Source organism: Streptomyces sp. NBC_00075 (assembly GCF_045041225.1).
GTDB lineage: Bacteria > Actinomycetota > Actinomycetes > Streptomycetales > Streptomycetaceae > Streptomyces > Streptomyces adonidis.
This window is the reverse complement of sequence record NZ_CP108243.1, coordinates 5,525,114-5,537,660: the sequence shown is the minus strand read 5'-3', so window position 1 is coordinate 5,537,660 and position 12,547 is coordinate 5,525,114. Positions and strand designations below refer to the sequence as shown.

Below are 12,547 nucleotides of genomic sequence, written 5' to 3'. Positions count from 1 at the left end.
CGACGACGGATTGACGGACTTAGGGGATCCCATGGACCAGGCGCCAGGCAGCCCGCAGGGCCCGCAGGACGCCCAGAGCCTGCCCACCTGCTACCGCCACCCGGACCGCGAGACAGGCATCAGCTGCACCCGCTGCGAACGCCCGATCTGCCCCGAGTGCATGGTCAGCGCCTCCGTCGGCTTCCAGTGCCCGGAATGCGTGCGCAACGGCTCCGGCACGGGACACGCGCCGAAGGCCTCCACCCCCCGCACCCTCGCCGGCGGCACCGTCACGGCAGACCCCAGGCTCTTCACCAAGATCCTCATCGGCATCAACCTCGCCCTCTACCTGGTCCAGATGACGGTGGGCGACCAGTTCACCCAACGCTTCGAACTCATCGGCAGCGCCTACTACGAGCGGTTCGGCTCGGCACAGGGTGTCGCCGAGGGGCAGTGGTACCGCCTGCTGACCTCGATGTTCCTGCACGGCAGTGTCATGCACATCCTCTTCAACATGCTCAGCCTGTGGTGGATCGGCGGACCCCTGGAAGCCGCCCTCGGCCGTGCCCGTTACCTCGCGCTGTATCTGGTCTCGGGTCTCGCGGGCAGCGCGCTGACGTATCTGATCGCCCCCGCGAACCAGCCGTCGCTCGGCGCCTCCGGCGCCATCTTCGGCCTGTTCGGCGCGACCGCCGTCCTGATGCGCCGCCTCAACTACGACATGCGGCCGATCATCGCCCTGCTGGTGATCAACCTCATCTTCACCTTCGGCCCGCTCAACATTGCCTGGCAGGCCCACATCGGCGGCCTCGTCGCCGGTGTCGTCATCGGCTACGCCATGGTCCACGCCCCGCGCGAGCGCAGATCCCTGGTCCAGTACGGAGTCTGCGCGGTGGTCCTGGTCGCGGTGGTCGCCATGACACTGATCCGCACGGGCCAGCTCATCTAGCACGCCCCGACGGGTTTCGGCGCGCCCCGACAGGTCACTCCTGTCACTGAGTGCCTGTTGTCCACAGTCCGTGGCGCTACCTGTGCACAGTGTGCGGGAACAGCTGTGCCCCCTGTCACCGACCGGAGTTTTCCCAGGTCAGGCAGGGGGCGAACAAGCTTGCGGTTACCGGTGTGTCAGTCGTACCGGCGTCAACACTCGATGAGTTATCCACAGATCGTCGTCTTTTCCCCAGGCGGGGTGTGGAAATTCAACCTGGCTGTGGATAACTCAGTGAAAAGCCCTGGGCAGAGCCCTGAGGGCCCGCCCTGAAGGCCCTACTTCCACTGCGTGGAGACACCGAAGCCCGCGGCGATGAAGCCGAAGCCCACCACGATGTTCCAGTTGTCCAGTGAGTCGATCGGCAGCGTGCCGTCGGTCACATAGAAGAGGACGATCCAGGCCAGGCCGATGAGGAACATCGCCAGCATGACCGGTGCGACCCAGCCGCGGCTGTTCAGTTTGATGGCCGTCGCCTGCTTGGCGGGCGGCGGCGTGTAGTCGGCCTTCTTGCGGATACGTGACTTCGGCACGAGGGTCTCTCCTGTCGATGCGCTGCGTGGCCGCGCAGGGAACTGGGTCGGGCTCCGGGGCAGCGTACAAGGGGACACTTAGTGCTCCCCCGGGCGTCCGTTAGCGTAGTGCTTCCGCGGCGCCGAAGGAGATAAGGGTACGTTGAGCAATTCTGCCGACTCCCCCGGGACGGATTCCAGTCCTGCCCGTAACCGCCGTTTCCGCCCGGTCCGGGTGCTCACCGTAGGGGTCTTCGCCCTCGCGGGCCTGATTTTCTTCACGAGCTTCGACACGGCCAAGGGTACGAACATCCGCACGGACGCCTCGCTGCTGAGGCTCTCGGACCTCATCCAGGAGCGCAGCCACAAGAACGGCCGGCTCGACGAGTCCAACGCGGCCCTGCGCGACGACGTCGAGGCGCTCGCCGAGCGCGACGACGGCAGCACCGAGGCCGAGGACGCCAGGCTGGCGGCGCTGGAGAAGGCCGCGGGCACCCAGAAGCTCAAGGGCGAGGCCCTCACGGTCACCCTCAACGACGCCCCGCCGAACGCCACCGCGAAGCTCCCCGGCTACCCCGAGCCGCAGCCCGACTACCTGGTCATCCACCAGCAGGACCTCCAGGCCGTGGTGAACGCCCTGTGGCAGGGCGGGGCCAAGGGCATCAAGGTCATGGACCAGCGGCTCATCTCCACCAGCGCCGTCCGCTGTGTGGGCAACACGCTGATCCTCCAGGGCCGCGTCTACTCACCCCCGTACAAGATCACGGCGGTAGGTGACCCGGAGAAGCTGCGGAACGCGCTCACGGCGTCCAAGGCGATCCAGAACTACATGGTGTACGTCAACGTCTACGGGCTCGGCTGGCAGGTCGACGAGGACGGGACGGTGACTCTGCCCGGTTACTCGGGCACAGTGGATCTGCAGTACGCGACACCTGTGAAGTAGCTGGCGTAGCTCACCACTGGGGGGCCTGTGTCGGGGCGCGTGATCATCAGGACGGTCAGTGAACTGTGCGTCACGGTGGGCACCGTGATCGTGCTCTTCGTCGTGTACGTGCTGTTCTGGACCGGTGTGAAGGCCGACGGCGTCATGGACGACCAGATCGACCAGTTACAGGACCAGTGGTCGAAGGGGACGGTCACGCAGGCGCCGGAACCGGAGCCTTCGGCCACTCCCACGCGCGCGGCGGCCCCGAAGCCGCCCGGCCCCTACTCCTCGGGCAAACCCTTCGCGATCATGTACATCCCGCGGCTTGGTTTCACGTGGAACAAGCCGGTGCTCGAAGGCACGAAGACCAGCACTCTGAAGAAGGGGCTGGGCCACTACGCCACCACCGCGCGGCTCGGCCAGGAGGGCAACTTCTCGGTCGCGGGCCACCGGCGTACGTACGGCGATCCCTTCAAGGACTTCCCGAAGCTGCGCCGCGGGGACGCGGTGGTGCTGACGGACGGGACGACGTGGTTCACGTATCGGATCGACAAAGGCCCCTACAAAACAGTGCCCACGGACATTGAGGTGATCGATCCTGTGCCACGTAAGAGCGGGTACACGCGTCCGGGTCGTTATCTCACGCTGACCACGTGCGATCCGGAGTGGGGCCACAGCCATCGGCTGATCGTCTGGGCGCACCTGGATTCCACACAGCCTGTGGAGGCCGGGAAACCTGCGGCGCTGCGCCGTTAATCTGGTGAGGTACGCGTGAGTCCGGTGCCGCGAGTCGGGTGCCGTGGGCGACGGAAGGGACGGCATGTACGGCTGGATCTGGCGGCATCTGCCGGGGAACGCGTGGGTGAAGGCGTTGCTCTCCCTCGTACTGGCGCTGGCGGTGGTCTATGTGCTCTTCCAGTACGTCTTCCCGTGGGCCGAACCTCTCCTCCCCTTCAACGATGTGACGGTGAACGACCAGTGAGCGCGCGGATTCTCGTCGTCGACAACTACGACAGCTTCGTCTTCAACCTGGTCCAGTACCTGTACCAGCTGGGAGCCGAGTGCGAGGTGCTGCGCAACGACGAGGTGTCGACGGCGCACGCGCAGGACGGCTTCGACGGTGTGCTGCTGTCGCCGGGCCCGGGTACGCCCGAGGAGGCCGGCGTCTGCATCGAGATGGTGCGCCACTGCGCGGCCACCGGGGTGCCGGTGTTCGGGGTCTGTCTGGGCATGCAGTCGATGCAGGTGGCGTACGGCGGTGTGGTGGACCGGGCGCCCGAGCTGCTGCACGGAAAGACGTCCCTCGTGGAACACGAGGGCAAGGGCGTCTTCGCGGGCCTGCCCACGCCCTTCACGGCGACCCGCTACCACTCCCTGGCGGCCGAACCGGAGACGGTGCCGGCCGAGCTGGAGGTCACGGCCCGTACGCACGACGGGATCATCATGGGCCTTCGGCACCGTGAACTCCCGGTCGAGGGTGTGCAGTTCCACCCCGAGTCGGTGCTGACGGAGCACGGTCACCTGATGCTGGCCAACTGGCTGGTGGAGTGTGGTGACCGGGGTGCCGTGGCGAGGTCGTCGGGGCTCGCCCCGGTGGTGGGCAGGGCCACGGCGTGACCGCCCTGCGCCCCGAGCGCGAGTCCGGCTCCGCGTACGGAGACACCGGCGACCAGGGACCCTCGTACGGGCAGCAGGAGCCGTACGGGGTGCCGGGTGCGTTCGAGGCGCCGGCGGAGCGGCCGGTGGATCCGCTGAGCGACCCGTTGCCGGGGCAGCGGAACGATCCGCCTCCGGGTCCGGGCAGCGGGCGGCGCAGGCGCGGTCATGCGCGCCCGTACGACGCCTCGGCCGAGCAGGGGGCGGCGGAGCACCGGGGTTCCGGGCCGGAGTCGGGGTACGACTCGCGGGGGTACGCGCAGGACTGGCAGGTGGGGGTGTACGAGGAGCAGGTGCCGTACGTGGCTCCCGCGGCCCCTCGTGCGGCGCAGCCGCCCGTGGCTCCTCCCGTGGTGCTGCCGCCGGTCGACGAGGAGACGGTGGCGCTGCGGCTGGCGGACCTGCCGCGAATACCCGACGAGGACTCGATGTCGGCCGCCTCGGGCGGCGCAGGGGCCACAGGCGCCTCTGAGAGCCCTTCGGCGGCCGGTGGGCGGGCAGCGCGCCGGAAGGCCGCCAAGGCCCGTCACGGGCGCCATGGAGGCCCTCAGGAGGCATCGGAGGGCGCGGCCGTCGACGCGGCGGAGGGGGCGCCCCTCTCGCGGGTGGCCGCGCGGCAGGCGGCGCGGGCGCAGAAGCCGGGCATGGCCGTGATGGCGAGCCGGGCGATCGGCGAGGTGTTCATCACCACCGGCGTACTGATGCTGCTGTTCGTGACCTACCAGCTGTGGTGGACGAATGTACGGGCGCACGCGCAGGCCGGGAACGAGGCGAGCAGCCTCCAGGACGACTGGGCGAGCGGGAAGCGGGCGCCGGGGGTGTTCGAGCCGGGGCAGGGGTTCGCCATCCTGGACATCCCCAAGCTGGACGTGGTCGTGCCGATCGCGGAGGGCACCAGCAAGAAGAAGGTGCTGGACCGGGGGATGGTCGGTCACTACGCGGAGGGCGGCCTCACTACGGCGATGCCGTCGGCGGCGACCGGCAACTTCGGGCTCGCGGGGCACCGCAACACGCATGGCGAGCCCTTCCGGTACATCAACCGGCTGAAGAAGGGCGACGCGATCGTCGTGGAGACGCAGGACAAGTACTACGTCTACAAGATGGAGGCGATCCTGCCGGTCACGTCGCCGAGCAACACGAGCGTGCTGGACCCGATCCCCAATGGCTCGGGTTTCACCGAGCCGGGCCGCTACATCACCCTTACGACGTGTACTCCGGAGTTCACGAGCAAATACCGGATGATCGTGTGGGGCAAGATGGTCGAGGAACGGCCGCGCAGCAAGGGCAAGCCGGACGCGTTGCTGTAGCAGCGGCGGTGGGCTCGTGCAGTAGCAGTGAGGGCGATGAAGAGTGGCAGCGACGACGGACCACGACGAGCAGACCGCGGACGCGTCCGTTTCCCCTTCGCAGGCCGCCCGTCCCAGGGGCACGACCGGCAAACTGGCCACCGCGGTGAGCGTTTTCGGTGAACTCCTCATCACGGCGGGCCTGGTGCTGGGCCTGTTCGTCGCGTACTCGCTCTGGTGGACGAACGTCGTCGCGGACCGCGAGGCGGACAAGCAGGGCGACGAGGTACGCGACCACTGGGCCGACGCGGACACGGGCCCCGGCGCCCTGGACACCAAGGACGGCATCGGGTTCCTGCATGTCCCGGCGATGAGGAACGGCGAGGTTCTGGTCAAGAAGGGCACGTCGTCGAAGGTCCTGAACGACGGCGTGGCCGGCTACTACACGGACCCGATCAAGTCGGCGCTCCCCCAGGCGAAGTCGGGCAACTTCACGCTGGCGGCCCACCGGGACGGCCACGGCGCCAAGTTCCACAACATCGACAAGCTGAAGAAGGGCGACCCGATCGTCTTCGAGACGAAGAACGAGTGGTACGTCTACAAGGTCTACGACACCCTCCCGGAGACCTCGAAGTACAACGTCCAGGTCCTGTCCCCGATCCCGAAGGAGTCGGGGAAACGGAAGGCGGGGCGGTACATCACCCTCACGACCTGCACCCCGGTGTTCACGTCGGAGTACCGGTACATCGTGTGGGGGGAGCTGGTGCGGGTGGAGAAGGTGGATTCGAAGCGGACGGTGCCGAAGGAGTTGCGGTGAGGTGACTGAGGTCCTGGGAGGACCTCAGTCCTCTAGCATGACGAAGGCCCGAAGCCGCAACTTTCTCTTGCGGCTTCGGGCCTCTTCCTGCGGGTGCCGCAGTTACTCCAGGATTTCCAGCGGCGCTCCGGCGCTCCACTCCTCCAGCAGCCCACGGTGTACGGCGGTGATGCCGCCGCTGGCGGCGATGCTCAGCGCCTCTGGGGTGAAGGGGCACGTTGCCACGTAGAGCGCCACTTCCGCGCTGTACAGCACCTTGGCTGAGCCGACGAACTTCTGGACGTCAGGGCTGGTGATGTTGAGGTACGGCGCGAACCTCTTGCACTGGACGACGAGGCGTCGTCCGTCGGCTGTGAGCGCGATGATGTCGACGCCCCGGTCGCCGTGACCGCCCTGTACGACGACGTTGGTGCAGCCGTCGCGGCGCAGCAGTTTGGCCACGTGGTGCTCGAACGTTCGGCCGTTCATGGCGTCCATGGAGGCCATGACTCCGGGGAGGGGGCGGCCCTCGTGCGGGCTTTCGAGCCTCTGTAGCCGGGCGTGGTGTTGCCGGAGCCGTTGCTCGACTCGCTGGACGCCGGCCCGCAGGGCGATGAGTTCCTTGCGATGTTCGCCTGAGGTTTCGATCAGGGCGTTGAACATGGGGACGACGGTCTTGCCGAGGATCTGGGTGATCCGCTGGTCGATGCGGTCGTCGAGGGAGGCGACGTCCTGCTGGACAGGGTTGTCTACAGGCTGGGTGCGTGCCAGGTACTCCATGTCCAGGAGGTACACACGCACCTGACGTGCGACTTCGCTGTCGCGGAGGAGCATGGCGACGTTGAGGACGGCTCGGCGGGACCAGAGAGCGAGGCTGGAGCGCCGCTGTGGATAACTGCCGGAAGCGGAACTCAAGTTGAGTTCCTGATATTCGCGCAGGTCAGCGCCCTTGATGATGTGCAGGCCGTTGGATTCGAGTTCTTGCCGGTGGCGAGTGAGCAGGTTGTTGACGACCGTCTCGGCGACCTCGAAGTACGTCGCCACCATCGCCGTAGTCACATGCATCCCGTCCGGCAGCAGTGACAGCGTCTTCACCCTGTCGAGCACATCCGTCCGCTCCAGCGCACTGTCCCTCAGCGCCTTCGACTCCAGCAGTGCCGTTTCGTTGATCACGTTCCGTTTCTCCTCGACTCGTCGGGTTTTCCTCACCCGTCCAACGAGTCCAGGCATACGAAGTTCTGGTCGGATTTCGCACATGGGTATGAGTGAGCCCCGGCGCCTTCTCAGGTGCCGGGGCTCAGCTGCGTGACAAGAGACGTCAGCCGAAGATGCCGCCGTTGTCGTTGTCGCCGTTGTTTCCGCCGTTGTTGTTGTTTCCGAAGCCGACGCTCTGGAGCGTGACCTGGGTGTTGCCCGGATCCTCGACCTCGTTGCCCTGGCCCGGGTCCTGGCCGGTGACTATCGCGGTGTCGCTCTGGTCGCTGTCGTTGGTGAACTGGATGTTGGTGAAGCCGGCCGCCTGGAGGGTCTGCTTGGCCTGTCCGACCGTCTGTCCGACGACGTTCGGGACCTCGGTCTTGTCGGCCGCCTTGCCGATCTGGATGGTGACCGTGGAGCCCGGGTCGGCCTGGGTGTTGGCCTGGGGCGAGGTCGCGATGACCTTGCCGATCAGGTTGTTGTCCCCGGTCTCGACCTCGGTGCACTCGCCGACGAGGCCGTTGGCGTCCATCTGCTGCTTGGCGGCGTCACAGTCCTGGCCGGTGACGTCCGGGACGGTCGACTTCTCTTCTTCCTTGGCGACTTCGAGCGTGACCGTGGAGCCCTTTTCCAGTTCGGTACCGGGGTCCGGGTTCTGGCTGAGGACGGTGCCCGGGTCCTGGGAGGACTCGGTCTCCTTGGTCTTGACGTCGAAACCCTTGTCCTGGAGCTGGGACGTGGCGGTGTCGACGTCCTTGTCGATGACGTTCGGCACCGCGATCTTCGGCGCCCCGGTCGACACCACCAGCGCGATGGTGTCGCCCTTCTTGACGTCGACACCAGCCTTCGGAGTCTGATCGCAGATGTTTCCCTTGGGCTCCGCCTCGCAGGCCTTCTCCGTGAATGTCAGTTTCAGGTCGACGTTCACCGCTGCCTTCTCGGCGTCGGCCTTGGTCTGGCTGACGAAGTTGGGGTTGGTGATGGTGGAGTCGTTGGCGTTCTGGCCGTCGAAGATCCACCTGCCGATCAGGACCGCGCCCACCAGCACCAGCAGTCCCGCCACGACCAGCAGGATCGTCGAGGTGTTCGACTTCTTCGGCTGCTGGCGCCGTCGGGGACCGCGGTCGTCGTAGCCGTAGCCGCCGTCGTCCGGGTTCATCGGCGGGAGCATGGTGGTCGCGCCGGCGTCGGAGCGCAGGGCGGTGGTGGCCTGGTCGTCGGGGTAGCCGTAGCCGCCGTAGCCGACCGCGCTCATGGCCGCCGCGGCGACCGGCTGGCCGTCGAGGCAGGCCTCGATGTCGGCGCGCATCTCGTCGGCGGACTGGTAGCGGTAGTCCGGGTCCTTGACCAGGGCCTTGAGGACGATGGCGTCCATCTCGGGCGTGATCTCGGGGTCGAACACCGACGGGGGCTGCGGTTCCTCCCGTACGTGCTGGTAGGCCACCGCGACCGGGGAGTCCCCGATGAAGGGCGGACGTACCGTCAACAACTCATACAGAAGACAACCGGTCGAGTACAGGTCGCTTCGCGCGTCGACCTGTTCGCCCTTCGCCTGTTCCGGCGAGAGGTACTGGGCCGTTCCTATGACCGCCGATGTCTGCGTCATCGTCATGCCGGAGTCGCCCATCGCGCGGGCGATGCCGAAGTCCATGACCTTGACCTGGCCGTTGCGCGTGAGCATCACGTTCGCCGGCTTGATGTCGCGGTGGACGATGCCGCTTCTGTGGGAGTACTCCAATGCCTGGAGGATCCCGATCGTCATCTCCAGTGTCCGCTCGGGCAGCAGCTTGCGGCCCGAGTGGAGGAGTTCGCGCAGCGTCGAGCCGTCCACGTACTCCATGACGATGTACGGGATGGACGTCCCGTCGATGTAGTCCTCGCCGGTGTCGTACACGGCGACGATCGCGGGATGGTTGAGCGAGGCGGCCGACTGGGCCTCCCGGCGGAACCGGGCCTGGAAGGAAGGGTCGCGCGCGAGGTCGGCGCGCAACGTCTTCACTGCCACGGTGCGGCCCAGGCGGGTGTCATGTGCGAGGTATACCTCCGCCATGCCACCACGGCCGAGCACCTGGCCCAGCTCGTACCGGCCGCCGAGGCGACGCGGCTCTTCCATAGCTTCCTACCAGCCCTCTCCGTCGGTCCCGACCGCACCTGCTGTGTGGTCCGGCGGTGTGCCGTCCGGGAACACGGTACCCGGGTTCATTTGTGTGACCTGGCCAAGCCCGTCAGCCGATACCGGACCGGTATCGCAACGTGCACCGATGTGAAGGGGACGTGACGGGGCTCACTGCTTGCTCTGGATGACCGCCTCCATCACGCTCTTGGCGATGGGCGCGGCCAGACCGCCGCCCGAGATGTTGTCGCGGACGGCGCCCTCGTCCTCGACGACGACCGCGACGGCCACCGGTGAGCTGCCGTCGGCGAGCTTGGCGTACGAGATGAACCAGGCGTACGGCTTCTCGCTGTTGTCGACGCCGTGCTGGGCGGTGCCGGTCTTGCCGCCGACGGTGACGCCGCTGATCTGGGCGTTCTTGCCGGTGCCGTCCTTGACGACCGTCTCCATCATCGACTGGAGGATCTGGGCGTTCTTGGAGGACAGCGGCTGGCTCATCTCCTCGGGCTCGGTCTGTTCGAGCACGTCGAGGTTGGGGGCCTGGAGCTTGTCGACCATGTACGGCTTCATCAGCTTGCCGTCGTTGGCGATCGCGGAGGCGACCATGGCCATCTGGAGCGGGGTCGTCGCGGTCTCGAACTGGCCGATCGAGCTGAGGGCGGTCTGCGGCTCGTCCATCTTCTCGGGGAAGTTGGAGGCCTCGGTGCGGACCGGGACGAACTGCTGCTCGTTGAAGCCGAACTTCTTGGCCTCGGCGAGCATCTTGTCCTTGCCGAGGTCGGCGCCGATCTTGCCGAAGACGGTGTTGCAGGAGTACTGGAGGGCGACGCGCATGGTCGCGTTCTCGCAGGGGATGTTGCCCTCGTTCTTCAGCTCGGTCGTGGTCGTCGGCAGGGTGTAGGGGAGCGGTGAGTCGGTCTTCTCGTCGGCGTCCGTGTAGAGGCCGTTCTCGAGAGCCGCCGCCGCCGTGACGACCTTGAAGGTGGAGCCGGGCGGGTAGATGTCGCGCAGGGCCCGGTTGAGCATGGGGTCGTTCGGGTTCTTGGACTTCTGGAGCTTCTGCCAGGCCTCCGCGTCCTTCGTCGAGTTCCCGGCGAACACCGAGGGGTCGTACGAGGGGAAGGAGGCCAGGGCGAGGATCGCGCCGGTGGACGGGTCGATCGCGGCCACCGCGCCCTTGCCGCGGCCCTTGAGGCCGTCGTACGCGGCCTTCTGGGCGGCGGCGTTGAGGGTGGTGACGACGTTGCCGCCCTGCTTCTTCTTGCCCGTGATCATGTCGAGGGTGTTGCGGAAGAAGAGCCGGTCGTCGTTGCCGGTGAGGATGCCGTCGTCGATGGACTCCAGCTGTGTCGCGCCGAACGCCTGCGAGGCGTACCCGGTGACGGGCGCCCACATGGCGCCGTCCTTGTAGGTGCGCTTGTACTCGAAGTCGCTGCTGTTGGACGTGGTGGAGCCGGTGATCGACTTGCCGTCGACGATGATGTCGCCGCGGGGTGTGGCGTACCGCTCGATGGCGACGCGGCGGTTGAGGGTGTCGTCCTTGAGGTCGTCGGCCCGGACGTACTGGAGCCAGTTGTCGCGGACGAGCAGGGCGAGCACGAGGAGCCCGCAGAAGATCGCGATCCGGCGCAGGGGCTTGTTCACGGTCGGACCACCTGGGTCATCTCGGCGTCGGGACTGGGGGCCGGGGCGGGCGCCGGCCGGCGGGCGGTGTCGCTGATTCTGAGCAGGATGCCGATGAGGGCCCAGTTGGCGATGACGGAGGAACCGCCGTACGCCAGGAACGGCATCGTCATACCGGTGAGGGGGATCAGGCCCATGACACCGCCGGCGACGACGAAGACCTGGAGGGCGAAGGCGCCGGAGAGGCCGATGGCGAGCAGCTTGCCGAAGGGGTCGCGGGCGGCGAGGGCGGTGCGGACGCCGCGTTCGACGATCAGGCCGTAGATGAGCAGGATCGCCATGACGCCGGCCAGGCCGAGTTCCTCGCCGAAGGTGGCGAGGATGAAGTCGGAGTTGGCGGCGAAGCCGATGAGGTCGGAGTTGCCCTGGCCGAGGCCGGTGCCGAGGGTGCCGCCGGAGCCGAAGGCCCACAGAGCCTGCATGGACTGCTCGGTGTGACCGGCGACGCCCTTCTGGCTGAGGAGGTATTCGTTCATCGGGTCGAGCCAGGCCTCGACGCGCTGCTGGACGTGCGTCTCGAAGCTGGCGACGCCGACCGCGCCGGCCGCCGACATCAGCAGACCGAAGACGATCCAGCTGGTCCGCTCGGTGGCGACGTACAGCATGATGATGAACATTCCGAAGAACAGCAGCGACGTACCGAGGTCGGTCTCGAAGACGAGGATCAGGATCGAGATGATCCAGACGACGATGATCGGTCCGAGGTCGCGGCCGCGGGGCAGGTAGAGGCCCAGGAAGCGGCGGCTGGCGAGGGCGAGGGCGTCGCGCTTCACCATCAGGTAGCCGGCGAAGAAGATCGCGAGGGCGATCTTGGCGAACTCGCCGGGCTGGACGGTGCCCAGGCCGGGGATCTTGATCCAGATGCGGGCGCCGAAGATGTTGACGCCGAGGCCCGGGACGAGCGGCAGGATCAGCAGGACGATCGCGCCGGCCATGGAGATGTAGGTGTAGCGCTGAAGGATGCGGTGGTCCTTGAGGAAGACCAGTACGGCCACGAACAGGGCGACGCCCAGCGCGGAGTACAGCAGCTGGCGGGGTGCCGCCTCGACGAACGTGTCCCGCAGCTGGAGCCGCTTGGACTGGTCCAGGCGCCAGATGACGACCAGGCCGACGCCGTTGAGCAGCGTGGCCAGGGGCAGCAGCAGTGGGTCCGCGTACGGGGCGAACTTGCGTACGACGAGGTGGCCGACGCCGGCGATCAGGCCGAGGCCGAGGCCGTAGCTGAGCAGTCCGGCCGGGACCTTGTCGTCGATGGCCAGACCCACGTTGACGTAGGCGAACACCGGGATGACCACGGCGAACACCAGCAGTGCCAGTTCGGTGTTGCGTCGGCTGGGTGTGCCGATCGCGCCGATCGTGGACGTGTGGTGTGTCGGACTGTTGGTTGTACTGCTCATCGTATGAAGTGGCCC

General features: G+C 67.2%; 12 protein-coding genes. 7 read left to right on the top strand and 5 right to left on the bottom strand.

The window, feature by feature from the left end; all coding sequences use genetic code 11:
- Window positions 1-31: 31 nt before the first annotated feature.
- Window positions 32-928 carry a rhomboid family intramembrane serine protease gene (locus OG787_RS24010; RefSeq protein ID WP_369029152.1) on the top strand — a complete coding sequence of 299 codons (897 nt, stop codon included), beginning with the start codon at window positions 32-34 and terminating at the stop codon, window positions 926-928.
- Between the two features lie 317 nt (window positions 929-1,245).
- Here OG787_RS24010 and crgA read toward each other — a convergent pair whose 3' ends face one another.
- Entirely contained in the window at window positions 1,246-1,500 is a 255-nt protein-coding gene (gene crgA / locus OG787_RS24005; protein ID WP_006383246.1) for a cell division protein CrgA, read from the bottom strand.
- Between the two features lie 142 nt (window positions 1,501-1,642).
- Between crgA and OG787_RS24000 the strand changes: the two genes are divergently transcribed.
- Genes OG787_RS24000 through OG787_RS23975 form a run of 6 tightly spaced genes read left to right on the top strand, consistent with a single transcriptional unit; the run spans window position 1,643 to window position 6,163 of the window.
- A complete protein-coding gene (locus tag OG787_RS24000; protein WP_369029154.1) occupies window positions 1,643-2,422 on the top strand; it encodes a DUF881 domain-containing protein in 780 nt (259 codons plus the stop codon).
- 27 nt (window positions 2,423-2,449) lie between these two features.
- Window positions 2,450-3,160 (top strand): class E sortase, encoded by a 711-nt coding sequence (locus tag OG787_RS23995; protein WP_405536335.1) that lies wholly within the window; start codon window positions 2,450-2,452, stop codon window positions 3,158-3,160.
- A 43-nt stretch (window positions 3,161-3,203) separates the two neighbouring features.
- Window positions 3,204-3,386 carry a hypothetical protein gene (locus OG787_RS23990; RefSeq protein WP_198539328.1) on the top strand — a complete coding sequence of 61 codons (183 nt, stop codon included), beginning with the start codon at window positions 3,204-3,206 and terminating at the stop codon, window positions 3,384-3,386.
- Window positions 3,383-4,021 carry an aminodeoxychorismate/anthranilate synthase component II gene (locus OG787_RS23985; protein WP_369029156.1) on the top strand — a complete coding sequence of 213 codons (639 nt, stop codon included), beginning with the start codon at window positions 3,383-3,385 and terminating at the stop codon, window positions 4,019-4,021. Before OG787_RS23990 ends, OG787_RS23985 begins: the two co-directional genes overlap by 4 nt.
- The gene (locus tag OG787_RS23980) at window positions 4,018-5,367 is read left to right on the top strand and encodes a class E sortase (RefSeq protein ID WP_405536334.1); all 1,350 of its coding nucleotides are present in this window, start codon (window positions 4,018-4,020) and stop codon (window positions 5,365-5,367) included. The genes OG787_RS23985 and OG787_RS23980 overlap by 4 nt, the downstream gene beginning before the upstream one ends.
- Window positions 5,368-5,410: 43 nt before the next feature.
- Window positions 5,411-6,163: a class E sortase gene (locus tag OG787_RS23975; protein ID WP_405536333.1), complete on the top strand. Its 753-nt coding sequence runs from the start codon at window positions 5,411-5,413 to the stop codon at window positions 6,161-6,163.
- 102 nt (window positions 6,164-6,265) lie between these two features.
- Here the strand turns inward: OG787_RS23975 and OG787_RS23970 are convergent, their stop codons facing one another.
- The 4 genes from OG787_RS23970 to OG787_RS23955 all read right to left on the bottom strand — a co-directional run bounded on the left by OG787_RS23970 (window position 6,266) and on the right by OG787_RS23955 (window position 12,532).
- A complete protein-coding gene (locus tag OG787_RS23970) occupies window positions 6,266-7,315 on the bottom strand; it encodes a restriction endonuclease (RefSeq protein WP_369029159.1) in 1,050 nt (349 codons plus the stop codon).
- A 145-nt stretch (window positions 7,316-7,460) separates the two neighbouring features.
- A complete protein-coding gene (pknB, locus tag OG787_RS23965; RefSeq protein WP_369029160.1) occupies window positions 7,461-9,452 on the bottom strand; it encodes a Stk1 family PASTA domain-containing Ser/Thr kinase in 1,992 nt (663 codons plus the stop codon).
- 171 nt (window positions 9,453-9,623) lie between these two features.
- Window positions 9,624-11,096, bottom strand: a complete 1,473-nt coding sequence (locus tag OG787_RS23960; protein WP_369029161.1) for a peptidoglycan D,D-transpeptidase FtsI family protein — start codon at window positions 11,094-11,096, stop codon at window positions 9,624-9,626.
- Complete coding sequence (locus tag OG787_RS23955; RefSeq protein ID WP_369029162.1) at window positions 11,093-12,532, bottom strand: FtsW/RodA/SpoVE family cell cycle protein; 1,440 nt, start codon at window positions 12,530-12,532, stop codon at window positions 11,093-11,095. Before OG787_RS23955 ends, OG787_RS23960 begins: the two co-directional genes overlap by 4 nt.
- Window positions 12,533-12,547 lie beyond the last annotated feature (15 nt).